Raw genomic sequence first — 25,939 nt, 5'->3', positions numbered from 1 at the left:
CGTGCGGCCGCCCTTTCCCCACATCCCCTGGACCGGCGGGGACGGACCGCGCATCCTCGGCGTCAACCCGTGGATCACGGACTTTGCCGCCTTCAACGTCTGGTCGCGGCCCGTGGGGCTGCTCGCCTGCCTGGACATGGTCCGCCGCGCGGGCGCGTCCGTGGCGCTCGTGGACTGCCTGGACCCCACCTGGGCGGACACCAAATGGCCCCGGCCCGGCAAGTACGGCACCGGCCACTATCCCAAGGAGGAGATCGACACCCCCGAGCCGCTCGCCTTCATGGACCGTCGATACTCCCGCTACGGACTGCCGCGCGAGCAGGTGCGCCGGGCGCTGGCCTCCATCGATCCCAGGCCGGACGCCGTCATGGTGACCACCATCATGACCTATTGGTATCCGGGGTCCCTGGACATACTCGACATCTGCGCCGAGCTGTGGCCGGACGTGCCCCGGTTCCTTGGCGGGAGCTACGCCACCCTGTGCGGCGAACATGCAGCACTGCACGCCAACGCCCACCTCCAGCAAGGACCGATGGAGGCCCCGGACAACTGGGATTCATTTTGGCGGCTGATTGATTTACCGACGCCAAAACTGCCTGAATACGCAGGACTTTCATTATCTCTTGATCTCTACGACGACCCGGCCTACTCCATCATTCTCGGTTCGCGGGGGTGCCCGTTCTCCTGCGAGTACTGCGCCTCCCGCGCCCTGTATCCCCATTTCACCCAGGGTGACCACACTCGGATCACGGCCTCCATACGATCGGAATATGAACGGGGCGTGCGCGACTTCGCCTTTTACGACGACGCCCTGCTCATCAACCCGGAGTGCTGGCTCTGGCCCGCGCTCGACTCCGTCACGGATTCCGGGCTCGACCTGCGGCTGCACACGCCCAACGCCATGCACATCCGCCGCCTCACCAAAGAGGTCTGTCTGCGCCTGAAACAGGCCGGGCTGCATACCGTGCGCCTCGGCCTGGAGACCACGGATTTCGACCACCGCAACGACGTCAAGCTGACCCGCGAGGAATGGGAGACCGGGGCGCGCAACCTGCTGGACGCGGGCTTCGACCTGGACGACATCGGGGTCTACATCCTGTTCGGCCTGCCCGGCCAGAACCTCGACAACGTTAGACAGGCCGTGGACCACGTCCGCGCCTTCGGCTTCAGGCCGCACCTGGCTCACTACACGCCCATCCCGGGATCGCCCATGTTTCATAAGGCCTGCCAGGCCTCGGCCTACCCACTGGCCGACGAGCCGCTCTTCCAGAACAACTCCATCTGGCCCTGCGTCCCCGGCGGCTTCAACTGGGACCAGGCCAAACACTGGAAACTGCTCCTTCAGGGGAAGTAGGGGGGAGCCTCCGGCGGCCGGGGGAAGGGGAGAGGGCAACCCTTTGAAAAGGGTTTTCCTCTCCCCTTCCCCCGGACCCCCATCCCCTCTCCTTTCCTAAACTTTTTGTCGGCGCATTCGCGCGGGTTATGGGTGAAGCAAGCGCGTGCTTCTTTTTGGTGCGTTGTTGGTGCCACCCACCTTTCGCCGCAAGGCGACACAAAAAGTTTTGAAGAGGGGTCCAGGGGGGAAACTTTTCCAAAAGTTTCCCCCCTGGCCGCCGGAGGCATCAAAAAACCCCCGCCGGATGATTCCGGCGGGGGCTGAGCAGTCGTATGAACGGGAATTAGTCGAAGAGTCGTTCCACTTCTTCGTACACGTGGCGCATGTACATCATCTTGGGGGAACCGCCCATGGCAACGGCGAGCAGACCGGCGTCGATGATCTCGTCGCGGGATGCTCCGTGCGTGGCGGCGTTCTGGACGTGGAGGGAAATGCACATGTCGCACTGTGACAGGATGGAGCAGGCGATCAGGATGAGAGACTGGTATTTGTCCTCGATGGCGCTGCCCTTCTTGATGGTGGCGGTGAACCCCTGGTACGCCTTGAAGACGTCGCGGCGGTTCTTGTTCATCTGCCGGAAAAGCTCTGTTGCCTTTTCTGCGGGTTCCTTCATGTCGGCCTCCTTGAAAAAGTACAGCCCCGGTCCAAGAGAACGCCTCTTGGACCGGGCCTATGAGAGGGAGAGAGTCCCGATTGGGTTGAGTATTGGGTACATCCAAAAAAAAGGCATGTAAAGCGGAAAATCGACATGTTTTTTTGCATTTTGGCGAATTTTATTGTCGATTTTTTCAAAAGAGCAACAAAAAACGCACCATAGAGATAAAAACGCCGTTTCCAGGCCCTGAACCACAAACCGGGGTTTTCCATGGCGTGCCGTCGGGGGTGGATGCACCGATTCCGGGGACGGGCGCACGGGCCTCGCCCTGGCCTAAGCCCAGGGCTTGTGATAGCCTGCCCTTCAAGGATTATGTCCCGGCACGGAATGCGGGCTTGATACATGATTCCGGACTGTTGAACCACTGTCGCCCGGTCAAATCAGAGGAGAATCTTTATGAAGGTCATCCATTACACGGATGTTGCGGCCCGCGATCTGCCCGTGGCCGGTCCCGGCGTTTCGGGCCGGGTGGTCATCGGCAAGGCCGACGACGACGTCAATTTCTGCATGCGGGTCATCGAGCTCCAGCCCGGCTCGCAGATTCCGCCCCACTCCCATCCCTGGGAACACCAGCAGTTCTACCACGCAGGCACCGGGTACATCGTGAGAAACGGCGAGAAGATCGACCTCAAGCCGGGCAGCGTGGCCTACGTGGCCCCGGACGAGGAACACCACGTGGTCAACACCGGCAGCGACCCCATGGTCCTTGTCTGCCTGATCCCCAAGGGCGTCAACGAACTTTAGCCTCCGGCGACCGGGGGAAGGGGAGGAAAAACCCTTTGAAAAGGGTTGTTTCCTCCCCTTCCCCCGGACCCCCAACCCCTCCTTTTCCTAAACTTTTTTTACCGCCTCCGGCGCGTCTCCCAAAACCGCGCCCCTCCCCCCCAAAAAACTCCCACCCTGAGCGATTCGAGTGCCAAAGGCACTCGACAGCGACCTGACGCGCACCGCCCCGAGCCGAGCCACACCCCAACTCTCCCGTTCCCCGACACCCTCAGGCTTGGAAGAGTGGTGCAGATGCGCCGCCATCCCAAGCCGCCGCTCCGCCTCTTATAAAAAAAGGGCCGGTCGTCTTGCTGACGACCGGCCTTTTTTTTATGTGCGTAAGAGGCGGACTAGAAGCTGTAGCCGAGAGCCGCACGCATTTCAGCGGGGATCATGGCATCCTGGCCGGGCTCAAGAGCCTTCCACGGCGCACCGGCTTCCTTGCGGGAACCCTTCACGTCTTCGAGGTCGAAGCCGTAGCGGGGCACGTCGAACTGCTGGCCCGGGTAGATCAGGTCGGGATTGGAAATCTTGTCGCGGTTGGCCTTGTAGATCAGGGGCCACATGAAAGGATCGTTGTACACATGCTTGTACTCGGAGATCCACCACAGGCACTCGCCCTTGGTCACGGTGTGGGTGGTGGACAGGGCATCGTATTCAGCCTTGTACACGGCCATGGGGTCCATGACCGGGGCCGGCTTCTCGGCCATGACTTCCTTTTCTTCGACCACAACCACTTCGGGTTCGGTCTGGACTTTCTTGGAGCAACCCCAGGCAAAGATCATGCACGTGGCGATTGCGAGTAAAATCAGTTTCTTCATTGCGTGCCTCCTCAATTATTCTCAAACGTAAACAGCCCCGACTATTAGCCGGATCAATTCTGCAGTCTGTCTGCCCAATTATCAATTATTTTCTTTTCTTGCAACACCATTTTGCTTGCCGGGTTCTTCTTTATGGCCTGATCCACGGCCTGGGAAGCCTCGGCCATCCAACCGCCCATGCGCAGACTTTGGCTGGCAAGGATGTACATGCGTTCGGATTCCTCGCCGTAAATGGCGGTTACAAGATCGTCGTACTCGTCGCCGAACACGGTCCTGACCAGCTCGTTCTGCGAAAAAATATAGCGGGCCAGGAGCACGTTGTCGCTGTACCTGTTAAGGTAATAAGGCAGCAATTGACGGCACTTGGCGATGATGAACCGGATGCGGTCGATCTCGCGGCTCATGGACTCCTCGGTCTGGTTCAGGACCAGGAAGAGTTGTTCGGTGATGTCCTTTTCCGAGGCGTTCAGGTCCCCCTCGTAGAGCTTGTGGAACCACGGCGCGTAGTTCTGCTTCTGGTAGGCGTCCTCCTTGAGCTTGATGGCCTCGTGGAAGATGTACCCCATGGCCCAGTCCAGGAACTGGCCCACGAGCTGGGAGTGGGGATCGTTGCGGAAGACGTGGTGGGCCGTGTCCTTCATGCGCCACAGGAGCCCCTTGTTGGTCTCGATGCCGACCAGCTCCTTGAGGACGCCGAACTCGACGGTGCCGTCGTCGTCGAAACGGGTGAACTGCTCCTCGAGCAGCTCGCACGCCTGGCAGAAGAACTTGAACAGGTCCCGCACGAACTCGGGGTGCTTGGCCTGTATCCATGCTTTCGACATAACCTTGGACTCCGTGGTTAAGCGGGAAAGATGACGTCCACCCGCGCGCCGCCTTCCTCGGCGTTGGACAGGTGCATCGTGATCCCGTGGGATTCGAAAATGGTGTTGACCAGGGCCAGGCCCAGGCCGGTGCCCGAGTCCTTGGTGGTGAAGAACGGGTCGCGCACCTGGTCGAGATGCTCCGGGGAGAACCCCGGCCCGGAGTCCACGAAGGTCACGTGCAGCCCCTCCTCGCCCCGGGCCGCCCGGATGGTTAGTTCCCCCTGGCCGTTCATGGCCTGGAGCGCATTGGCCACCAGGTTGTAAAAAGCGCGATACAGGAGGTCCTTGTCGCCCTTGGCGGACATGTCGCCCGTGACCTGCTTGTCGATGGTCACGCCCAGCTTCTCGCATTCCGGCTCCATGAACACGGCCACCTGATCGAGGATGGCGCCCACGTCCACGTCGAGCATGGTCGGCTTCTTGGGCCGGGCGTAGTCCAGGAACTCGGTCACCGTGCGGGACAGCCGTTTGGCCTCCTCGTACAGGGCCTCCAGGATGCGCGTGTTGGAGCTGCCCTCCTTGCGGGCCTTCTTGAGGACCAGCTCGGAGCTGGAGCAGATGATGCCCAGCGGGTTGCGGATTTCGTGGGCCACGCCCGCCACCATGCGCCCCATTCCGGCCAGCTTCTCCTGCTGCTGCAGTTCGAAGATGAGCTTTTCCTTTTCCCGCAGCTGCTTGTTGGACAGCCGCTCCGCGCGCCGGAGCACGGTCACGACCAGGAAGAAGAGAATCAGGGAGGTGATCAGCGAAAAGGCGATGATCAGCCGCTCGAAGTTGAGCATGGACATGTAGTCCTCGGAAATGTCCTGCTGGAATTCCAGGATGCCCATGATCGGGTTGCGGGCCGCGTCGGTCAGGCTGCGTTCGGCCCGCAGGGGGGAGTAGGCCCGCAGCGTCATGTCGCCGGGCTCCAACTCCATGCGGAACAGGGCGGCGACCTTGGACATGCGGGCAAGGATTTCAGCGCTGAAATCCTCGGTCTCCCAGGTCTCCCGGACCATGAACTCGGCGTTGCCGGGCTTGCCCACCTCGTCCTTGTTGAAGGAGTAGATGACGTTGCCCTGTTCGTCGTAGATGCGCACCGAGGAGACGTTGAAGCCGTGGACCGTGGACCGGATGACCTGGTCCATGACCTGGGCCTGCTCCTCAGAGCGCAGCTGGATGGCCCGGTACTTGACCAGGGTGGGGACCACGAACCGGGTGAAGAGCTGATGGCTGACGTTCTCGGCCAGGAGCAGGGCGAACTGTTCCTGTTTTTCCAGCAGCGTCTGCTCCGCGTACTTGGAGATGAACAGCGACAACAGCAGGCTGAAACTCAGGATGAGGACAAGCAGGGTCCAGGAAATGACCTTGACGAACTGGAGGGGCCTGGTGCGATCGTCGGTATGGTTGAGCAATGAATTAAAACTCCCGTAAATCCCTGTCGGTGTTCAGAAAACTTTTCAGGTCGGCTTTTTCTTCGGCCAGCCCTTCGGCGTCCATGCGGGCCTTGGCCAACCGCTTCCCCAGCTCCACGGCGGGCTGGTCCAGGGGGTTGATGCCCATGAGCCAGCCGCACAGGATGGTGGCCGCGCCGAGCAGCCCGATGAGCTTGCCCGCCTGGCGGGGGGAATCCGCGCCGAGCCGCATCTCCACCAGGGGCACGCCGGACTTGGACAGGGCCATGCGGGTGCCCAGTCCCTCGGCCTGGATCAGCTCGCCGAACTCCTTGCCGCGCACATAGGCGAACTTGTCCGGCAGGTCGGTCGGGAACTTCGGCCCGGCGGGCAGGTTCGGGCAGGTCAGGAACAGGCACGCCTTGTTGCGCACGCCGTCCATGAACATCTGGTTGACCGAATGCTGGTCCGTGACGCCCACTGCGGGCACGGGCTGGCTGCCCCGGCCTTCCTTGCCCAGCGATTCCGCCCACAACTGGGCAAACCAGTCGCCGAAACTCGCCCACAGGGGGATATAGGTGAAAAAGATCAACTCGGCAAACCCCTTGTCCTGCAGGGCCGCGCCCCAGACCGCCAGCCGGAAGGCGGAATGGCCGGCCAGGGTATCGCCGGTCAGGCCGGGATCGGCCAGGGGGGCGACCACCTCCTGCGCCCCGGCCATGAGGGACTCCACGTCCATGCCCAGGAAGAGGGCCGGGATCAAGCCCACGGCCGAGAGCACGGAGTACCGGCCGCCGAGGTTGTCCGGCACGGGCAGCGCCCGGATGCCGTACTCGTTCACCTCACCGCGCAGGAACCCCTGTTCCTCGTCGGTGACCAGCAGCATGTTCCGATGCCAGTCGTCGCCGAGGTGGCCCTTCATCCACTCCTTGAGAATGAAATACTGGCCCACGGTCTCGATGGTGCCGCCGGACTTGGACACCGTGACCACCACGGTCTTTTTCGGGGGCAGCTTGGCCAGATAAGCCTCCAGGGCGTACGTGTCCACGTTGTCCGCGATCCACAGGCTGGGGCCGTCGTGGCCGGGCTGGTCCTGCCGGGGGTAGAACGCCTTCTGCAGGGCGCGGGCCCCCAGGGCGGACCCGCCGATGCCGAGCAGCAGCATATGGTCGAATTTCCTGAGAAAGTCCTTGAGCCCGTCCAGATCCTTCCTGAGTTGCGCCGCGTAGGGCATGGTCAGGAACGGGAGCTTGCCCGCGCCTGTCTCCTGCTGCAGACGGACGGCCATCTCATCGGCCCGTTTCTCGTAAAGGGCCGTGTCGAGCGTGTCCAGATGCGCGTTGGTCCAGTCAAGAATATCAGCCATATCACCCTCCGGAAGGCATGGTGTGCGGGCCGTTCCCGGCCCGGTTCGTATCATTTGCATAACCGCAGTCCTGAAACGGTCATACCACTTTTTTCAGAAATGGGGAAAGCGCGCGATGCATGGAAGCCCCTGGTGCGTGGGGACCTCCTGGAACCTGCGGCGCACGAATCCGCGAACGAACATGCTTTCCTCCGTCAATTGCGTCCGAACAGAATACGCTGCAGGTCCGCCAGGGTGGCCGCGGTCCCGGAATGGCAGACCGGGTCGTGGCCCAACCGGGCCGCCTGCTTGAGGCGCACGTCGTGGGCGGCCACCGGGCGCACCTGCCCGTTGAGGTCGATCTCGCCCCAGAACACCGCCGATTCCGGCAGGGGCTGGTCATAGAAGGACGACATGACGGACGCCACCACGGCCAGGTCCAGGCCGGGGTCCTTGTAGGCCAGGCCGCCCGTGATCTTGGCGTAGATGTCGTACCCGCTCAGGTTCAGCCGCAGCCGCTTTTCGAGCACGGCCAGGAGCAGGTTGAGCCGGTTGGTGTCGAACCCGAGGGCCGTGCGCCGGGGAATGGACAAAAAGGACTTGGTGACCAGGGCCTGGACCTCCACGGCAAAGGGGCGCTGCCCGTCCACGGCCAGTCCCATGGCCGTGCCCGACAGGGACGGGTCCCGCGCGCCCAGGAAAAAGGTGGCCGGGTCCTCCACCACTTCCAGCCCGCGCTCCTTCATGGTGAAGACCACCAGCTCGTCGCTGGGGCCGAACCGGTTCTTGAGCACGCGCAGGATGCGGGAAAAATGCTTGCGGTCGCCCTCCAGGTACAGGACCGTGTCCACCATGTGCTCCAGGAGCTTGGGCCCGGCGATCTGGCCGTCCTTGGTCACGTGGCCCACGAGGATCAGGGTGGTGCCGGTCTTCTTGGTCTTCTCCACCAGCTCCGAGGCCACGGCGCGCACCTGGCTGACCGAGCCCGGTATGCCCTCGGCCATGTTCGAGGCCAGGGTCTGCACCGAGTCCACGATGAGCAGCTCCGGCGGCTCGTGGGACTCCAGCACGGCCAGGGCGTCCTCCACCCTGTTGGTGGCCATGGCCAGCAAGCCCGGTCCGAGCTGTCCCAGCCGCTCCGCCCTGGTCTTGAGCTGGGGCAGGGATTCCTCGCCCGACAGGTAGACGGCCCTGCTGCCGAGCCGCGCCTGGCTGCCCGCCAGCTGCAGCAGCAGCGTGGACTTGCCGATGCCCGGTTCGCCGCCGAGCAGGATGGCCGCGCCCGGGACCAGGCCGGAGCCGAGCAGTTCATCCAGCTCGCGCATGCCCGAGGTCCGGGTGTCCAGGTGCTCGCTGTCCAGGTCCTCAAGGGGGCGGGGCGCGTCGGTGGCCGCTGCCGCGCCCACGGGCTTGGAGTCCCGCCTGGCCACGGTCACGGCCTCCAGCGTGTTCCATTCCTTGCACGACGGGCATTGCCCCTGCCAGCGCGGCGACTGCGCGCCGCACGCGGCGCAACGATATGTTTCCTTGGTTTTCACGATGCCTTTCTTGGTCCAGGTTTCGCCTGCCGGTTCGCCCCGGCCGACCCGGGAATCACGAAGCAGCCTGCACAATACGGTCAGGCCGATGTTGCGTCATGAACATCTCCTCCGAGAGCTTCGGGCCGAGTATCCCGTCTTTTCCCCGAAAAAGTCCAGCCCGGAAATGCCCTGCGCGCATCGCAGGCGTCGACCGGATCAGGGCGGGCATTCCCGGTGGCAGGACAGAATGACCCCCCGGCACCAAATAATAATATACACCCTCGCCCGACAGGCTATGACCAGGACATGATACGCAAAAAAACCATGTCCCCTGCCCGCGCCGTGCAATCGCTCTGCCTCGCCGTCGTGGCCGTCCTTTTGACGGGAGCTCCCTGCCTGGGGGAAGGAAAGCTCTTCGCCATCGTGGCCAAATCCGTGTCGGACCAGAATTTTGTCCGGATCTATGAAGCGGCCCGTGTCGAGGCTGAGGAGAACGGCGACAGGATCATCCTGGTCGGCGGCACGGGCAAGGCGCACTTCCGCATCCAGGACGCCCAAGTCCAGAAGGTGCTGGAACTCAAGCCGAACGGCCTGGCCATCTCGGTCCTGCATAGCTGCTTTCTGGCCGAGAACTCGTTCAAGGCCGTCCGGGCGGCGGGCATTCCCGTGGTCACCTTTGACTCCGATTTCAGCGGGGACTATACCCATCTTCGGGCAGGATACGTCGGCACCGACAACATGAACCTGGGGGTCCTCCTGGCCCTGGAGGCACGCCGACTGATGCCCAAGGGCGGCCGGTTCGCCATATTGACGGGCGGGCCTGACGATACGAACCTGATCGATCGCATAAAAGGGGTGTTGCTCGGCCTGGACACGGGAGGAAAACAATCCTCCTGGACGCAGTACCAGCGATCGCCCCTGCCCTGCCGGGACAACTACGACCAGGCTCTGGACCAGCTGGAAGTCCTGCTCGAAGACCCGACCATTGACGCCATCATCTCGGTCGGCTGGTGGGCCCAGATGGCCCAGGACTACGAACGCCGGATCAGTCCCTACAAACCACTCCTGGATTCCCGTAAGAAAATTCTGCTTTTCGCCGGGGCCGCACCAAGACAGCGCGAGCTTCTCGACCAGGGGCTGAATCACGTCAACATCGGCCTGAATTTCGAGGAAATGGGCCGCATGGTCTATCGGGCGCTGTCACAATTGAGCCAGGGCAACAACATCCCCTCCACAGCCTATTCGCCGATCCGCATTTACCGGTGCCCTCCGGTCACGGACAGCTACGATTAGGCGGTCGGGATCGCCCGTCCCGCCCCCTCCGTGAGCCCGCGCCCGATAATGTCCGGCGTACAATATTGACGTTGACGGAATCCGGACCGGACAGTACCCCTCGCACATGCAAGGGAAGACCATGGACAAGCGATCATCATTCCTGCAGGGCGTGCGCGACCTGTCCCCCATCCTGCTGGGCGTGCTGCCCTTCGGCCTGATCTGCGGGGCCGTGGGCGTGGCTGCGGGCATGCCCGAGTGGGCCGCGACCTCCCTGTCGGCCATCGTCTTTGCCGGGGCCTCGCAACTGGTGGCCGTCCAACTCATGGACCAGAACGCCTCGGTGGCCGTGGTGATCCTCACCGGCCTGATCATCAACGCCCGTTTCCTCATGTATTCCGCATCGATCGCCCCGCACCTCAAGGACGCCTCCCCGCTGGGCAAGCTCGGCCTGGCCTACCTGCTCACGGACCAGGCCTACGCCACCTCGGTATTCCGCTTCGGGCGCGACGACCTGCCCATGCCGGACAAGATCCGCTACTACCTCGGGGCGGGGTTGACCCTGTGGGTGGCCTTCAACCTGACCACCGCCCTCGGCGCATACCTGGGCGCGATCATCCCGCCCCAATGGGAGCTGGACTTCGCCATCCCCCTGACCTTCACGGCCCTGGTCATCCCGGCGGTCAAGGACCGTCCCGCCGCCCTGGCAGCCGCAGCCGCCGGGTGCGTTGCCCTGCTGGCCGTGGGCCTGCCCTACAACCTGGGGCTCATGGCCGCTGCGGTCTGCGGCATCGCGGCCGGTTGCCTGGCCGAAAGGGAGCAGCGCCATGGTTGACATGACCACTTACTGGCCCGTGGCGCTGGGCATCGGCGCGGGCACCCTGCTCATCCGCTATTCCTTCATCCTGATCATGGACAAGGTCACCCTGCCCGACCTGGTCCACCGGATGCTGCGGTTCATCCCGGCCTCGGTCCTGCCCGCGCTCATCTTCCCGGCAGTGTTCCTGCACCAGTCCGGCGACGCGGTTGCCTGGGCGGGCCCGGAACGAACGGTCGCCTGGCTGGCCGCCGTGCTCATCGCCTGGAAGACGCGCAACATCCTGGCCACCATCGCGGCGGGCATGGCCGTGCTCTGGCTGCTCAAGGCCCTGGCCTGATCCGCCCTCGCCATCCGGCGGCATGGCCCCGCGACATCTCAAAAACCTTTCCGCCTCTTGCCGCGCTGACGCGATTTACGTACATTCTCCCCCATGATGCAGAATCCCTTGCTTAAAATGCTGGTCAAGTTCCTGAAATCCCACCAACTGATGCAATTCATCATATACAGTGTGGCCGCAGGAGTGCTGGGCGGGGCCCTGTGGGTGACCTTCCAGTACGTGGACCCGCTGCCGCCGTCCAAGGTGACCATCGCCTCGGGCGGCCCGAACGGCGCATACTACGGCTACGCCGAACAATACGCCGCGTATTTCGCCAAGCAGGGATTTGAACTGGAAGTGCTCCGGACCAAGGGGTCCATGGACAACCTCAGCCGCATGGCCGAGCCCGAATCCACGGTGGCCGCCGCACTCATGCAGGGCGGCATCACCACGCCCGAGGCACACCCCGACCTGGAGAGCCTGGGCAGCCTCTACTACGAGCCGGTCTGGCTCTTCCACCGCAAGGGCCTCAAGTTCAAGGGCCTCTCCGGCCTCAAGGGGCGCAGGATCGCCGTGGGGGCCGACGGCAGCGGCACCGCCCACCTGGTGCGTACCCTGCTCGAGGAAAACGGCGTCACCGATGAAACCGCCACGCTCTTGCCCGAAGGGGCCGGGAGCGCGTCCGAAAAACTGCTCAAGGGCGAAATCGACGTCCTGTTCACCATTGCGGGCATCAACTCCGCCGTGGTCCAGAAGCTCGCTGCGGAGACCGGAAAAGTCACCCTCCATTCCTTTGACCGGGCCGAGACATACGCCCGCACCCACCACTACCTGACCAAGCTCACCCTGCCGCCCGGCGGCCTCGACCTGATCAACGACCTGCCCGCCGAGGAGGTCACCCTCATCGCGCCCGCCGCCAACCTCGTCGTGCGCGAGGACCTGCACGCGGCCATCAAGTATCTCTTCCTGCTCGCCGCAGACGAGGCGCACGGCAAGGGGGACATGTTCGCCCGGCCCGGACAGTTCCCCAACTCCGACGCCGCGCTCTTCCCCCTGGGCGACGAGGCCAAGAGCTTCCACAAGAACGGCCCGCCGTTCCTCATGCGCTACCTGCCCTTCCAGATCGCCATCACGGTCGAGCGGCTGAAGATTCTGCTCATCCCCCTGCTGACCCTGCTCTTCCCCCTGTTCAAGATCACGCCGCCCGCCTATCGCTGGCAGATCCGGCGGCGCATCTTCAAGTGGTACAAGCAGCTCAAGCGCCTCGACACCAAGGCCTACGAACTGACCGACAAGAAAGAGGCGCGCAAGATGCTCCGCCAGCTCGTCGCCATGGACAAGATGGTCCTGGAGACCTCGGTGCCCCTGTCCTACACCGACTACATCTACTCCCTCAGGCTGCACATCCGCATGATCCAGCAACGCATGGAAAGGATGGTCGGCAATGACGCGGACGGGGACGACAACCCGGTCGCATAGGGGCGTCTCCGACGGGCAGGGCGCTGCCCTGCACCCGCCTACGGGCGAGCCCCTTTGGAACCCCATGTCGCCTGCGGCGAGGGACGTGCGGGCTTCGCACGCCGTGCCGTTGAGCGATTTGCGCAAGGAAAACGAGAAACGCCGCACCATGATTGATTCATGGTGCGGCGTTTTCCTTGCGCAAATCGCAGGTTGATTTTTTGGGATTCAGTTGAAAGCGGCCAGCCCGGCATTCCGGGCTGGCAGTTTTGTTTCGTTAACGCTTATTCCACCCTGGTGAGGCTTGGGAGAGTGGGTCAGCTGTGCATTTATAGTGAATTGTAGGCGAGTCCCTCGAGCCGTACAAGATCTAATGCCCTTGGGTATCTCGGGCCGATTTGACCGCAGGCGTAGCAGCGCTACGTTGAGGATCAAATCGAGCCCGAAAAATGTGCAGATGGCCCGCTATCGCAAGCCGCCCGGCTGCTAAATCAATCGCTCAGCGATTGTTTTAGCAGCCCGCCTCCCCGCGCCCATGGCCGAAATGACCGTGGCCGCACCGGTGACGATGTCACCGCCGGCAAAGACGTTGGGGATGGAGGTCTCGCCTGTTTCCGGGTCGGCCTCGATGTAGCCCCACTTGTTGAGGGTCAGGTCCGGGGTGGCTTCCAGGAGCACGGGGTTGGGCCGGGTGCCCACGGCGATGATGGCCATGTCGCACTGGAGCTGTTCGGTCTCGCCCTCGATGCAGACCGGGGAGCAGCGGCCTGACTCGTCTGGGTCGCCCAGGGCCATCTTCTGCACGGTCATGGCCTTGAGGCGGCCCTGGTTGTCGCCGTGGAAGGAGGCGGGGCCGCACAGGCAGCGCAGCCTGACGCCCTCCTCGACGGCGTGTTCGATCTCTTCCCAGCGGGCGGGCATTTCTTCCTCGGACCGGCGGTAGACGATGGACACCTCGTCCGCGCCCATGCGCAGGGCGGTGCGGGCGGCGTCCATGGCCACGTTGCCCGCGCCGAGCACGGCCACGCGGCGGGCCTTGTAGGCCGGGGTGTCGTAGTTGGGGAATTCATAGGCCCGGCCCAGGTTGACGCGGGTCAGGTACTCGTTGGCCGAGAACACGCCGACCAGGTTTTCGCCGGGCACGCCCAGGAAACGGGGCAGTCCCGCGCCCACGCCGATGAACACGGCGTTGTAGCCCTGGTCCAGCAGGTCCTGGATGGTGATGGTCTTGCCGCCCACCCAGTTGGTGTGGAAGGTCACGCCCAACGCCTTGAGACCGTCCAGCTCGCGGGCGACCACGGCCTTGGGCAGACGGAATTCCGGGATGCCGTAGACGAGTACGCCGCCCGGCTCGTGCAGAGCTTCGAACACGTCCACCTTGATGCCGCGCCCGGCCAGGTACCCGGCCACGGTCAGCGACGACGGGCCCGCGCCGATGCAGGCCACCTTGAGGTCTTCGCGTTCCAGGGCGCAGGTGGACAGGTCGGTCACGTCCTCGCACGCGGACTGGGCGGCGAAGGTGTCGGCCACATAGCGTTCCAGCCGACCGATGGCCACGGGCTCGTGCTTCTTGCCGAGGATGCACTGGCCCTCGCACTGGGTCTCCTGCGGGCAGACCCGGCCGCAGACCGCAGGCAGGGAGTTGGTCTGGCGGATGGTGTCGTAGGCGCCCTTGAGGTCGTCGTCCACGAGGCAGGCGATGAACCCCTTGATGTCGATGTTGACCGGGCAGCCCTGCTGGCACAGCGGCTTCTTGCACTGCAGGCAACGCTCGGCCTCTATGAGGGCCTGTTCCCTGGAATAGCCCAGGGCGACCTCGTTGAAATTGGTGCCGCGCTCGATGGGGTCCTGATGGGGCATGGGCGTCCGGGCACGGACTTTCCTTTTCTTATCAGCCATTGCACCGACACTCCTTGCTGAACAATTCCATGGACTCTTCTTCCTGCTTCTTGAACTGCCAGAGACGGGACTTCAGCTCGCCGAAGTCCACCTGATGACCGTCGAACTCCGGGCCGTCCACGCAGGCGAACAGGGTCTTGCCGCCCACGGTGCAGCGGCAGGCGCCGCACATGCCGATGCCGTCGACCATGATGGAGTTGAGCGACACGGTGGTCTTGGTGCCGAAGGGCAGGGTCACGCGGCACACGGCCTCCATCATGGGCACCGGGCCGATGGCGACCACTTCGGCCACTTCGTCCTCGGTCTCCAGGATATCCTTTAAAATCTCGGTGACGAACCCCTTGTGGCCCTCGCTCCCGTCGTCGGTGGCGATGCGCACCTCGGGGCAGAAGGAGGACAGTTCGGTACAGAACAGGAGGAGGTTCTTGCTCCGCGCGCCGATGATGGCGATGACGCGGTTGCCCGCTTCCACGTGGCCCTTGGCGATGTGGTGCATGGCCGCGATGCCGGTGCCGCCGCCCACGCAGACCACGGTGCCGGATTTCTCGATATGGGTGGCCTTGCCCAGCGGGCCGCACACGTCCATGAACTGATCGCCCTGCTTGAGGGTGTTCATCTCGGCCGTGGTCTTGCCCACCACCAGGTAGACGATGGTGACGGTGCCCTGTTCGGCATCGCAGTCGGCGATGGTCAGGGGGATGCGCTCGCCGTGCTCGCTGACGCGGAGCATGACGAAGTTGCCGGGCTTGGCCTTCTTGGCGATCTGGGGCGCTTCAATGACCATCATGGTGGTCTGGCCCGGGATCAACTCCTCTTTGACTCGAATCGTGTAACCCATCTCGGAACCTCCGGTTGCCGACAGCCGTGCCCGTGCGCAGCCGCATGCCGGGCGTTTCCCGGCGCACGTCGCCGCGCGCAAGGAAAAGACCCGGTATGCGCCCTGTGCGCGAACCGTTCTCGTCAACCCTGATTGATATGAAACAACTCTCTCTCCTCTCACGGAACCTGAAAGAAAATTCTGCGAAAGGTGTTAGTCAGTAGCTCCAAACGCCGGGACTTGTCAAAAAAAGGGTGAGTGGCTATAGTATAGTCCGAGTTGACTGATTCGGATTTGCCAATTCCCACGGACGGGAAGCGGAAAACCACGGGTCCCTCTGGATAGAGCGAAGCGAAAGCTTCAGGGACGGCCGGGCTGCAATGTGATGCGCCACGGCCCTTTTTTATGGAAAGGGTCGTACACCATGTTTGCAGGAGTCTGCCGTGAAGATTTCTTCCCAGGCATCGGAACAATACCGCAGGACTTCGGAGCTTGTCGAAAGGACGGGCGAGAAGGCGTCGGTACAGCCGCAGGCCAGGACGACCACCACGTCGTTCGGTTTCCGCCTGGGCAAGTTCGGCCTGGACTACCGGCAGGAACGAACGGTCCTCGACCCCTCCCTCTCAAAAGACGTCCGCGAGAAAAAGGAAAAGGCCCGGGCCTTCAGGACCGAGGCCGAGGTGGAATCCCTGCGCGCCCGGGTGGGCCGCGAAGGCGCGAGCTACCGCGACCTGCGCGCCGAGGCCTTTGACGGCAACAAGCCCTCCCTGCACCGCATGCGCTCAGCCCTTACCGCCTATGCCAAGTCCTCCGAGGATGCCCTCCCCCTGCCCGGCAACATGCTGGCCGGGGTGGTGTAGCACGTCTGCACTGAATATTTCGGGCAGTACCGATTTATAACCTCTCTCCGGTGATCCACCGTTTACCCCCTCAAGGTCTTGGTGCTATGCTCCCAATCGCTCCTTTTCCCTTTAACGATGGAGAAACCATGCGTACATGCCGCTTTCTTGCCTTGATTCTTGTCATCGCCCTGCCCACACTCGGTCAGGCAGGTTGGCTCGACACCCTCAAAAAGGCCGGGGAAGAACACCTGCAGAACGACACGGCGGAGACCTCCGGGACACGCTCCATCACGACCGACGAGGCAATCAGCGGGCTCAAGGCCGCTCTGGACAAGGCCGTGGGAATATCCATCGATGCTCTGGGTCAAACCGACGGGTTCCTGGGCAACGACAAGGTCAAAATCCCCATGCCCGATTCCCTAAGCAAGGTGGAGACCACGCTGCGGCTTGTGGGCCAGGACCAATTGGCCGACGACTTCGTGACCAGCATGAACCGCGCGGCTGAACAGGCGGTGCCCTTCACAAGGGACGCCTTCATGACGGCCATCCGGCAGATGACCTTCCAGGACGCCATGGACATCCTCAAGGGGAGCGACACGGCGGCCACCGAATATTTTCAGCGCGTCATGTCCCCGGACCTCAAGGTCAAGGTCGAACCCATCGTCAGCGAGGCCATGGACAGCGTCGATGTCACCCAATACTACAAGACAATGACCAACGCCGCCCGGCTCGCAGGCATAAAGAGCGCTGCCACCGACCTGGACGGCTATGTGACGGACATGGCGCTTGAGGGCCTCTTTTACATCATGGGGCAGGAAGAAAAGAACATCCGCGAGAATCCCGTGGCCCGCACCTCGGACATCCTGCAAAAGGTTTTCGGGAGTATCTAGGAGGTCTGGCCGGGGTGGCGCAGGGCTGTCAGTCACGCAATTTGTACTTGTCCTTGATGGCGATCCATTTGGGATTCGCCGGAAGCTCCCTGACAAATTGCACGATGAATTCGGAAAGCGCGGGCGACGCATCTGAGATGAGAATGTGTCTGGTGTATTGGAAAAGCGGGGTTGGGGAAAAATAGATTTGGCCATCAATACAGAGACTTGCCACCAGCGGCCGCAGCATGGTCTCCGGGCCTGTCGTGAAATCAATGCGTTTCTCGCAGAGCTTCAGCAGGTTTGACTTTTCACTGGTTGTGTCGTCTCTCTTGATCAAACCTGCGTCGACCAGTTCATCCAGGGCCTCGTATTTACGCCCGATAATCCCTCCCAACGTCAGTCCGACAAGAGACTCCGGCCCGGTGAAATCAACCTTCCTGGATACATTCGAGACGATAACGTTCCTGTCCGAGAAGAGCGAAGGGGTCCATTCGTATTTTTGCAGATTCCTGAGCCCCATCCATGACGGATTAACAAAGAGAACGAGGCCCGTAATGCCGTCCGAGAGGAGCAAATCGATTCGCTTTCTGGGCAGCAGCCGCAGCTCGAACCTGAACCGGCCCTGACCTCTTGCGTTCAGCAATTCAATCAACTCATGAGACAAGCCCTGGTTCTTTGATGTGACGAAAGGAGGGAAGCAGTAGTAGGACCAGACGGAAACGAATTGTTCTTCGGCGCGAGAGGGAAGAGGGCAGGCCATCATCAAAAAGGCGCAACCAAGAGCGCACACCGACAAGGCCAGTCGCGCTTTGAATTTCAGGCAAGGTCCCATGCCAAAAAGCATACCCGCGCCGGAAAACTTTACAAGATATATTTGTGGGACGGGCCGACAGGTACAGGCGCCGAGTGCGATCCCTGCAAGCCATTTTCGTGGGCCGGTGCATGCAAACCAATCAAACCACAATCCAGTAAACGGGATGCGGTTGAGTAATCTCGTGATCGGATTGCGTGGTGAAATTAAGGCCACACTTCCTACTGAAGTTGGCTCCGAGTTGCCCCGGAGCCATTGAGGGTTACTCGTTGTTTACGCTGTTGCTTTCAGTATAGTCGGGGTTTGCTCTAACGTAGGTCTCGCCATTGCGAGTGTATGTCCCAAAGTCTGGGTGTTTGCCTGCCTCAACTTCACGAACAAGCGTGTCTCGGTCGATGGAAGAACTTCTGCCGGGGATTCGGTAGGATTCGTTTCGTCCATTTTCGCCGTCGCGATTGCCTTTGATGTGATTAGCCATGATAAAGTCCTTTCTTTGAGGTTCAAGAGAGGGAAGGGCAGGCCTTATGCCCTTCCCATTTGTCACGAAGAAGTTATTTCGACTTCTTCACTTTGATCGGGAAAACCTTCCCTTTCCGGGGATAAATTTTTTCCCCCGTCTTGGGATGGCGAATCCAAGGTCTGAAGATAATGGTATAATCTTCGGTCACTTAGACCTCCATGCTAGGCGCTATTTTCTCTTGTATCGACTTTTCTGGCGTGGTAGTGTGAGGATGTACATACACATTCAAGGCCTACGCCAGTAGGGGTTGATCGTGTAGGTGGACCCACCTAGCATAGAAAGTCCACCCAGAGGGCCATGGAGTTGCAGCTTCATGGCCTTTTTCTTTTACCAAGCGAAATTTCTTTTGTACAGGGGGATGTCAGAAAAAAAATGCCTACGATGTTCATATTTATGGATTTTTCAGGATTATAAGCAAATATTCGAATTGTGGAAAATTTATCCACATGTATAAAAATACTATCATCGTGTTTTCTTTAAAATTTTGCTAGATAAAGTTGAGAAAAAAATATGGGGCTGTACCAGATAACTAGCCCATATGCTTCTTAACCCACTGTTTCAACTGTTTAAGTTGCCTTCGCGGATTGCTGTTGTTAAAGCGCCACTCGCATTCCTTCAAAAAGAGATGGAAATGCTTGGTAGGAATGCCGTTGAATTTTCTCATGTGGCGTTTGGCTTGGTTCCAAAAGTTCTCAATCCCATTGATGTGATTCTGGCTGTCGGCGAACAACTTGGAGTGGTTGATCCTGAAGTGCTTGAATTCGGACACATCGAGGACATTGTAGCCGTACCAGCAATCTGAGTAAACAACGCTGTCGGGCTGGATCTTCTCCTGGATAATCGGCATCAGCGTTTTGCCTTTGGCGTCGGGAATCACCTGTGTGTGTACCTTCCCGCCCCTTTTAAGGATCCCGAACACGGGCACTTTCCCTGCGGCCCCACGACCTCGTTTGCCCTTTCGCCTGCCGCCGAAATAGCTTTCATCGACTTCAAATTCGCCGAAAGCCATTCCTTCGTTGGCCTCTTCTTCGGCTATAATTTCACGAATCCGGTGAAAGTAATACGCAGCCGTTTTGAAGTTCACGCCGACCAGATCAGCGGCACATCGTGCTGTTGTCCCGGCTACAAAATGCTCAATCAAACGGAGCTGCTTCTCGCGACCTAAACGGCTCTTTCGCATTGCCATACCGATACCCCAACGGAGTTATCTGGTACAGCCCCAAAAATATTATGTATATCAGTTGGGTTAGTTTTCGACATAAAAGTCGTGTGGAGGCTTTCAATAAAATCAATGAGTTCTGAAAATCGCCAGTTTAAACAGCGAGTTCCATAATGAAACAAACTATCGCACGTATTCCACAGATAAATACCCATTAAAATTGTGATTTTTCCCCGGCCTCCTACAACCCCTTTACTGTGTTAGGTTAACTGGTTGTCAAGCCCAATAGTCGCATTTTCGTTGGTATGTCTGATGCATACTCAGTTTTTCGATTTAGAAATCCTCTGATTGTAGCTCTGGCCTTTTTAGAGCCTGAGTCGAGTTTGTTTCTATCACACGTAAGGTCCACCTAGAGTACACCCCAAATACACACCACTCCTTTGCACAAAAGCGTCCATCTGAGATACGAAAGGGAGTTGATCGACAAACTGTCAATGCCGCGCACCCCAAAGCGACACTCACCATTGCCTTCCCCGGTCCTTTGCCATACCCTCGCTCTCCATGTCCTCAGCCACACCCTCGCCTCGCGAAATCCTTTCTTCCGTGTTCGGGTTCACCGACTTTATCGGGCTGCAGGAGCCGATCATCGATCAGGTCATGTCCGGGGGCGACGCCCTTGTGCTCATGCCCACGGGCGGGGGCAAGTCCCTGTGCTACCAGATTCCCTCCATGCTGCGCCGTGGGGTGGGCGTGTGCGTGTCGCCGCTCATCGCGCTGATGCAGGACCAGGTGCAGGGGCTGACCCAGATGGGCGTGCGCGCGGCCTGCCTGAACTCCGCGCTCGACCCGAACACGGCCTACGACATCGAGCGCATGCTGGAAAACGGGCAGCTCGACCTGCTGTACGTGGCCCCGGAGCGGCTGTGCAAACCCGGCTTCCTCGACTTCCTGGCCAAGTGCAACCCGGCCCTGTTCGCCATTGACGAGGCGCACTGCGTGTCCCAGTGGGGGCACGATTTCCGGCCTGAATACACGCAGCTTTCCATCCTCAAGGAGCGGTTCCCCGACGTGCCGCGCCTGGCGCTCACGGCCACGGCGGACAAGCCCACCCAGGCGGACATCGTGCGCAACCTGCAACTGGAGAACGCGCAGACGTTCGCCACCGGGTTCGACCGGCCCAACATCACCTACTCCGTGGTGCCCAAGAAGAACGCCAACTCCATGTTGAAGCGGTTCATCCGGGACAACCATCCCCAGGACGCGGGCATCGTCTACCGGCTCTCGCGCAAGAAGGTGGAGCAGACAGCGGAATTTCTGTGCAGGGAAGGATACAACGCCCTGCCCTATCACGCGGGCATGTCAGCCGCAGACCGCGCCCGGAACCAGGACCGGTTCATGCGCGAGGAGGGCGTGATCATGGTGGCCACCATCGCCTTCGGCATGGGCGTGGACAAGCCCAACGTGCGCTTTGTCTGCCACCTGGAGCCGCCCAAGTCCCTTGAGGCCTACCACCAGGAGACCGGGCGCGGGGGCCGCGACGGACTGCCCGCCTCGGCCTGGATGTGTTTCGGCATGCAGGACATCGCGGTCATGCGGGCCATGATCGACGCGGGCGAGGCCAATGAGACGCGAAAGCGGGTGGAGCACTCCAAGCTCGCCTCCCTGTTCGCCTTCCTGGAAACCGCGTCCTGCCGCCGCCAGGCCCTGCTCGGCTATTTCGGCGAACACATCGAGCCGTGCGGCAACTGCGACAACTGTTTGAGCCCGGTGGAGACCTGGGACGGTACCGAGGCCGCGCAAAAGGCGCTGTCCAACATCTTCCGCACCGAGCAGCGGTTCGGCGTCAACTACCTGGCACAGGTGCTGGCGGGCGCGGACAACGACCGCATCCGGCGGTTCGGCCACGACCAGGTGTCCACCTTCGGCATCGGCACGGAGATGAGTCAGGATCAATGGAAGTCGGTCTACCGGCAGCTTCTGGCCGCAGGGCTGTGCTCCGTGGACCTCGACCGGTTCAACGCCCTGACCCTGAACGAGCGGTCCTGGCCCGTGCTCAAGGGCGAGCAGACCGTCCGGCTGCGCACGGACCCGGTCCTGCCCAAGGCGTCCAAAAAGAAAAAACGGCGCGTCCCGGCCATGGCCGAGGACGTGCTCACGAGTTGGGAGGCCGAAGCCCTGTTCGAAGCCCTGCGCGACCTGCGGCTCAATGTGGCCGAGGAGCAGGGGGTGCCGCCCTATGCCATCTTCGCGGACAAGACCCTGCTGGAGCTGGTCCGATACAGGCCGGCCAACCTCGAAGACTTCGGCTGCATTCCCGGCGTGGGCCTGAACAAGCTCAACCACTACGGCGAGACCTTTCTGGACTGCATGAAGACCCATGAGGCGGAACACGGCAGGCCCGCCGGGGTCCCGGAAATACCCGAGGAACTGCGGGAAAAGCTGGAAAAGAAAAAGACGAAAAAATTCGAGCTGTCCGCCACGGAAGAAAAGACCCTGGAACTCTTCAACAGGCACGGCGACGTGGACCGGGTGGCCGAGGTGCGGGGATTGAAGCCGCCGTCCATCTGGAAACATCTGGCTCAGGCCGCGACCCTCGGCAGGTTGGACTACCGCGCCGTGGTGGACCTGACCGACGGCGAAATCGACCTGATCCTGTCCTCCATCAAATCCTTCGAAGCTAAGGGCATCGTGTCCATGACCCCGGTCTACGAGACCCTGAACAAGCAATACTCCTACGAGATGCTGCGGTTCCTCAAGGCGTCGGCCTGAGGGACAGGACGAATTTCTGCTCCGTTATGACCGGCCCCCAGCCGTCGCCCACGGCCTCCTCGACCAGCCGGAAGCCGCCGCGCTCATACAGTGCGCGGGCCGCGTCCAGCCCGGCGAACGTCCACAGATGCACGGTGTGCAATCCCCGCTCGCGGCAGAAATCCATGGCCGCGTCGAACAGGCGTGAACCGATCCCCTTGCCCTGAAACGATTCGGGCACGATGAACCACCGCAACCGGGCACACCCATGGCCCGACCGCGACCCGTCCACGGCCACGCCCCCGGCAAACTTCCCGTCGCATTCGGCCCGCCAGAACCCGTCGCGGGCCGCGTCGAATTCTCGGATGAACTCCCCAAGCTCGCGCGACACCTGGGCCTCGAACCGGGCGTCGAAATCCCAGCGAAGACCATAGTAGGCCGCGTGGGCCCGGACCACCTCGCCAACGGTTCCCGGCGAGTAGGGATGAATGGCTGTCTCGCTCATGGCTGGGACTGTTGCCAATATAGTTGACTTTGTCAACCACATTTGCCACATTCCACCCATGAAATCCCGAACGCAGATCGACCGGTTCCGTCATTTCAACAGGTTTTACACCAACTATCTCGGCCTGCTGGCCGACTCGCTCTACGATCATCCCATCAGCCTGACCGAGGCGCGCATCCTCTACGAGCTGGACGCGCACCCCGGCTCACCGGCCCGCGAGCTGCGGGAGCGGCTGGGGTTGGACAAGGGGTATGTCAGCCGGATCGTGAAGCGGTTCCACAAGCAGGGGTGGGTCGGGACAACCCCGTCCGGGACCGACGCCCGGATCAAGGAACTCTCCCTGACGCCGGAAGGGCAGGCCCTCATGGCCGACCTCCACGCAAAGGCCGCGGATCAGGCGCGCGCAGTGCTGTCCGGGCTCGACCCTGACCGGCGCAAGCGGCTGCTGGCCGCCATGGCCGACATCGAATCCATCCTTTCCCGTTGAGCCCGCGCCGTACCCTGACTGCGCCGCTTTTCCTATTGATCACAGGCGCATGCCCGGCCCCGAAGCATCGATAAAAAATCCCCCCTTGCCAACGGCCCAAATCATGCGCACTATGGGCCCATACCAATTGAGAAGGATTTTCAATGAGCAAGACCATACAGGCACAGATAAAAGGCATGCATTGCGCGGCCTGCTCCGGGCGCATCGAGCGCGTGGTCGGGGGGATGGACGGCGTGGACGAAATCTCCGTGAACCTGGCCGCCGAGACCATATCCATGACGTACGACCCCGAGACCGTCACCCCGGACCAGGTGGGCGACCGCATCAAGGACCTCGGCTTCGAAGCCGCCTTCATCAATGAAGACGGACCGGAGAAGCTCGACCTGGCCATCGGCGGCATGCATTGCGCCTCCTGCTCCTCGCGCATCGAGCGCGTGGTGGGCAACCTGCCGGGCGTGGATGCGGCCTCGGTCAACCTGGCCGCCAACACCGGCTCCTTCTCCTTTGACCCGTCCCAAGTCTCGCGCCGGGCCATCCGCCAGGCCATCGCCGACGCCGGGTTCACCTCCGAGGTCCAGTCCGAGACCGCCAACCTGTTCGAGGACCGCCGCCGCGAGGCCGAGGAGCGGCTGGCCGCACAGAAACGGGAACTCGTCCCGGCCTTCCTGTTCGCCCTGCCCCTGCTCATCCTGTCCATGGGCCACATGTGGGGCATGCCCCTGCCCGTCTTTCTCGACCCGGCCCATTCCCCCGTGGCCTTCGGGCTGGCCCAGCTCCTGCTGACCCTGCCCGTGGTCTGGTCCGGACGGAACTTCTATCTCCAGGGCATCCCGGCGCTTTTGCGCGGCGGACCGAACATGGACTCCCTGGTGGCCATGGGCACGGGCGCGGCCTTCCTCTATTCCCTGTGGAACACGCTCCTCATGGGGTTGGGCGGGGACGCGCACATGCTGGCCATGGACCTTTATTATGAATCCGCCGCCGTGCTCATCGCCATGATCTCCCTAGGCAAGTATTTCGAGGCCCGCAGCAAGCTCAAGACCTCGGACGCCATCCGCTCGCTCATGCAGCTCGCCCCGGACACGGCCACCCTCCTGAAGGACGGCGAGCAGGTGACCATCCCCATCGACGAGGTGGAACCCGGCGACCTTCTCCTGGTCAAGCCCGGCGAGCGCATCCCGGTGGACGGCTCCGTTGTGGACGGACGCTCGTCGGTGGACGAGTCCATGCTCACCGGCGAGCCCATGCCCGTGGGCAAGAGCGTGGGCGACCCCGTGGCGGGCGGCACGCTCAACACCCACGGCGCATTGACCGTCAAGGCCGAGCGCGTGGGCGCGGACACCATGCTCTCGCGCATCGTCCGGCTGGTCCAGGAAGCACAGGGGTCCAAGGCCCCCATCGCCAACCTGGCCGACCGCATCAGCTACTATTTCGTGCCCTCGGTCATGGCCCTCGCCCTCATGGCCGGGCTGGCCTGGTACTTCGTCGGCGGAGCGGGCTTCCCGTTCAGCCTGCGCATCTTCGTGGCCGTCATGGTCATCGCCTGCCCCTGCGCCATGGGGCTGGCAACGCCGGTCTCCATCATGGTCGGCACCGGACGCGGCGCGCAGCTCGGCGTGCTCATCAAGTCCGGCCGCACCCTGCAGGAGGCGGGCGAGATCGACACCGTGGTCTTCGACAAGACCGGCACCCTGACCCACGGACGCCCCGAGGTGGCCGAGGTGGTCATGCTCCGGGGCACCATGGCCCAGACCGAGGCAATCTATCTGGCCGCCGCCGCAGAGAGCCAGTCCGAGCACCCCCTGGCCCAGGCCATGGTCCGGTTGGCAAAGGACAAGAACCTGGATATCCCCGCGGCGGAGTCCTTCGAGGCCATTCCGGGCAAGGGCATCAAGGCCAAGGTCGGCTACCGCGAGGTGGTCATCGGCAACTGGGCGCTCATGGAGGAACACGGCTTCGACTTCGGCGAGGACACCCTGGGCCGACAGGCCGTGCCCCACTTCGAGAGCCAGGGAGCCACGGTGGTCTATTTCGCTTCGGACAACAAACTCAACGCCCTGTTCGCCATCGCCGACGAGATGCGCGACGAGACCCCCGCGGTCGTGGCCCGGCTCAGGAAGGCGGGGTTGACCCCGATCATGCTCACCGGCGACGTGGAGGCCAACGCCCGCGTGGTGGCGGACAAGGCGGGCATCGACACGGTCATCGCCGGGGTCCTGCCCGACCGCAAGGCCGAGGAAGTGGAGAAGCTCCAGGCGGAGGGGCGCAAGGTGGCCATGGTGGGCGACGGCATCAACGACGCCCCGGCCCTGGCCCGCGCCGACATCGGCATCGCCATGGGTTCGGGCATCGACGTGGCCGTGGAATCCGGCGACATGGTGCTCATGCAGTCGGACCTGCACGCCCTGCTCACGGGGCTGAACCTGTCCAAGGCCGTCATGCGCAACATCAAGGAGAACCTGTTCTGGGCGTTCGCCTTCAACGTCATCGGCATCCCTGTGGCCGCAGGCCTGCTGCACGTGTTCGGCGGGCCGACCCTGAACCCGATGATCGCGGGCACGGCCATGGCCATGAGCTCGGTGACCGTGGTCTCCAACGCGCTCAGGCTGCGTTTCTTCAAGCCTGCGGGCGCGTAATTCGCAGTTGCGGTTTAAGCGGTATTCTGATTC

Annotated in this window: 23 protein-coding genes; 11 read left to right on the top strand and 12 right to left on the bottom strand. The window is 62.0% G+C overall.

Annotated elements, in window-relative coordinates:
- Nucleotide 1: 1 nt before the first annotated feature.
- Complete coding sequence (locus OO730_RS10495) at nt 2-1,354, top strand: B12-binding domain-containing radical SAM protein (protein WP_264981418.1); 1,353 nt, start codon at nt 2-4, stop codon at nt 1,352-1,354.
- Nucleotides 1,355-1,679: 325 nt separating this feature from the next.
- Here OO730_RS10495 and OO730_RS10490 read toward each other — a convergent pair whose 3' ends face one another.
- Nucleotides 1,680-2,009, bottom strand: coding sequence for a carboxymuconolactone decarboxylase family protein (locus tag OO730_RS10490; protein WP_264981417.1), 330 nt, complete (start codon nt 2,007-2,009; stop codon nt 1,680-1,682).
- A gap of 438 nt (nt 2,010-2,447) precedes the next feature.
- Between OO730_RS10490 and OO730_RS10485 the strand changes: the two genes are divergently transcribed.
- Nucleotides 2,448-2,795 (top strand): cupin domain-containing protein, encoded by a 348-nt coding sequence (locus OO730_RS10485; RefSeq protein ID WP_264981416.1) that lies wholly within the window; start codon nt 2,448-2,450, stop codon nt 2,793-2,795.
- A 371-nt stretch (nt 2,796-3,166) separates the two neighbouring features.
- Here OO730_RS10485 and OO730_RS10480 read toward each other — a convergent pair whose 3' ends face one another.
- The 5 genes from OO730_RS10480 to radA form a co-directional block, all read right to left on the bottom strand.
- On the bottom strand, nt 3,167-3,637 hold the full coding sequence (locus tag OO730_RS10480) for a LysM peptidoglycan-binding domain-containing protein (RefSeq protein ID WP_264981415.1): 471 nt from the start codon (nt 3,635-3,637) through the stop codon (nt 3,167-3,169).
- Between the two features lie 53 nt (nt 3,638-3,690).
- Nucleotides 3,691-4,461: a hypothetical protein gene (locus OO730_RS10475; RefSeq protein ID WP_264981414.1), complete on the bottom strand. Its 771-nt coding sequence runs from the start codon at nt 4,459-4,461 to the stop codon at nt 3,691-3,693.
- Nucleotides 4,462-4,478: 17 nt separating this feature from the next.
- Nucleotides 4,479-5,900, bottom strand: a complete 1,422-nt coding sequence (locus OO730_RS10470) for a sensor histidine kinase (RefSeq protein ID WP_264981413.1) — start codon at nt 5,898-5,900, stop codon at nt 4,479-4,481.
- Nucleotides 5,901-5,904: 4 nt separating this feature from the next.
- Nucleotides 5,905-7,245, bottom strand: a complete 1,341-nt coding sequence (locus tag OO730_RS10465; RefSeq protein WP_264981412.1) for a glucose-6-phosphate isomerase — start codon at nt 7,243-7,245, stop codon at nt 5,905-5,907.
- 194 nt (nt 7,246-7,439) lie between these two features.
- Nucleotides 7,440-8,762 carry a DNA repair protein RadA gene (gene radA, locus OO730_RS10460; RefSeq protein WP_264981411.1) on the bottom strand — a complete coding sequence of 441 codons (1,323 nt, stop codon included), beginning with the start codon at nt 8,760-8,762 and terminating at the stop codon, nt 7,440-7,442.
- A gap of 288 nt (nt 8,763-9,050) precedes the next feature.
- Between radA and OO730_RS10455 the strand changes: the two genes are divergently transcribed.
- From OO730_RS10455 to OO730_RS10440, 4 genes are all read left to right on the top strand, one after another.
- Nucleotides 9,051-10,037: a substrate-binding domain-containing protein gene (locus tag OO730_RS10455; protein WP_264981410.1), complete on the top strand. Its 987-nt coding sequence runs from the start codon at nt 9,051-9,053 to the stop codon at nt 10,035-10,037.
- A 121-nt stretch (nt 10,038-10,158) separates the two neighbouring features.
- A complete protein-coding gene (locus tag OO730_RS10450) occupies nt 10,159-10,851 on the top strand; it encodes an AzlC family ABC transporter permease (RefSeq protein WP_264981409.1) in 693 nt (230 codons plus the stop codon).
- Nucleotides 10,844-11,173, top strand: coding sequence for an AzlD domain-containing protein (locus tag OO730_RS10445; RefSeq protein ID WP_264981408.1), 330 nt, complete (start codon nt 10,844-10,846; stop codon nt 11,171-11,173). The genes OO730_RS10450 and OO730_RS10445 overlap by 8 nt, the downstream gene beginning before the upstream one ends.
- Before the next feature lie 117 nt (nt 11,174-11,290).
- Nucleotides 11,291-12,631, top strand: a complete 1,341-nt coding sequence (locus OO730_RS10440; protein WP_264984156.1) for a TAXI family TRAP transporter solute-binding subunit — start codon at nt 11,291-11,293, stop codon at nt 12,629-12,631.
- Between the two features lie 465 nt (nt 12,632-13,096).
- Here the strand turns inward: OO730_RS10440 and gltA are convergent, their stop codons facing one another.
- Entirely contained in the window at nt 13,097-14,509 is a 1,413-nt protein-coding gene (gene gltA, locus OO730_RS10435; RefSeq protein WP_264981407.1) for an NADPH-dependent glutamate synthase, read from the bottom strand.
- Nucleotides 14,502-15,347, bottom strand: coding sequence for a sulfide/dihydroorotate dehydrogenase-like FAD/NAD-binding protein (locus OO730_RS10430; RefSeq protein WP_264981406.1), 846 nt, complete (start codon nt 15,345-15,347; stop codon nt 14,502-14,504). The genes gltA and OO730_RS10430 overlap by 8 nt, the downstream gene beginning before the upstream one ends.
- A gap of 422 nt (nt 15,348-15,769) precedes the next feature.
- On the opposite strand from OO730_RS10430, the gene OO730_RS10425 reads away from it, so the two are divergent.
- Nucleotides 15,770-16,186 (top strand): hypothetical protein, encoded by a 417-nt coding sequence (locus tag OO730_RS10425; RefSeq protein WP_264981405.1) that lies wholly within the window; start codon nt 15,770-15,772, stop codon nt 16,184-16,186.
- 128 nt (nt 16,187-16,314) lie between these two features.
- Entirely contained in the window at nt 16,315-17,058 is a 744-nt protein-coding gene (locus OO730_RS10420; RefSeq protein ID WP_264981404.1) for a DUF4197 domain-containing protein, read from the top strand.
- A gap of 28 nt (nt 17,059-17,086) precedes the next feature.
- Here OO730_RS10420 and OO730_RS10415 read toward each other — a convergent pair whose 3' ends face one another.
- From OO730_RS10415 to OO730_RS10405, 3 genes are all read right to left on the bottom strand, one after another.
- Nucleotides 17,087-18,067 (bottom strand): substrate-binding periplasmic protein, encoded by a 981-nt coding sequence (locus OO730_RS10415; protein ID WP_264981403.1) that lies wholly within the window; start codon nt 18,065-18,067, stop codon nt 17,087-17,089.
- A gap of 46 nt (nt 18,068-18,113) precedes the next feature.
- Nucleotides 18,114-18,329: a hypothetical protein gene (locus OO730_RS10410; protein WP_264981402.1), complete on the bottom strand. Its 216-nt coding sequence runs from the start codon at nt 18,327-18,329 to the stop codon at nt 18,114-18,116.
- 571 nt (nt 18,330-18,900) lie between these two features.
- Nucleotides 18,901-19,551 carry an IS1595 family transposase gene (locus tag OO730_RS10405; protein ID WP_264984145.1) on the bottom strand — a complete coding sequence of 217 codons (651 nt, stop codon included), beginning with the start codon at nt 19,549-19,551 and terminating at the stop codon, nt 18,901-18,903.
- Nucleotides 19,552-20,091: 540 nt separating this feature from the next.
- Between OO730_RS10405 and recQ the strand changes: the two genes are divergently transcribed.
- A complete protein-coding gene (gene recQ / locus OO730_RS10400) occupies nt 20,092-22,299 on the top strand; it encodes a DNA helicase RecQ (RefSeq protein WP_264981401.1) in 2,208 nt (735 codons plus the stop codon).
- Here the strand turns inward: recQ and OO730_RS10395 are convergent.
- Nucleotides 22,283-22,783, bottom strand: coding sequence for a GNAT family N-acetyltransferase (locus tag OO730_RS10395; protein WP_264981400.1), 501 nt, complete (start codon nt 22,781-22,783; stop codon nt 22,283-22,285). The genes recQ and OO730_RS10395 overlap by 17 nt on opposite strands.
- A gap of 58 nt (nt 22,784-22,841) precedes the next feature.
- Between OO730_RS10395 and OO730_RS10390 the strand changes: the two genes are divergently transcribed.
- Together OO730_RS10390 and OO730_RS10385 are read left to right on the top strand one after the other, a co-directional pair.
- Nucleotides 22,842-23,270, top strand: coding sequence for a MarR family winged helix-turn-helix transcriptional regulator (locus OO730_RS10390; RefSeq protein ID WP_264981399.1), 429 nt, complete (start codon nt 22,842-22,844; stop codon nt 23,268-23,270).
- 143 nt (nt 23,271-23,413) lie between these two features.
- Nucleotides 23,414-25,906, top strand: coding sequence for a heavy metal translocating P-type ATPase (locus OO730_RS10385; protein ID WP_264981398.1), 2,493 nt, complete (start codon nt 23,414-23,416; stop codon nt 25,904-25,906).
- Nucleotides 25,907-25,939: the final 33 nt, after the last annotated feature.

This window comes from Pseudodesulfovibrio portus (assembly GCF_026000375.1).
Taxonomy (GTDB): Bacteria; Desulfobacterota; Desulfovibrionia; order Desulfovibrionales; family Desulfovibrionaceae; genus Pseudodesulfovibrio; species Pseudodesulfovibrio portus.
This window is presented reverse-complemented; position numbering and strand designations above follow the sequence as displayed.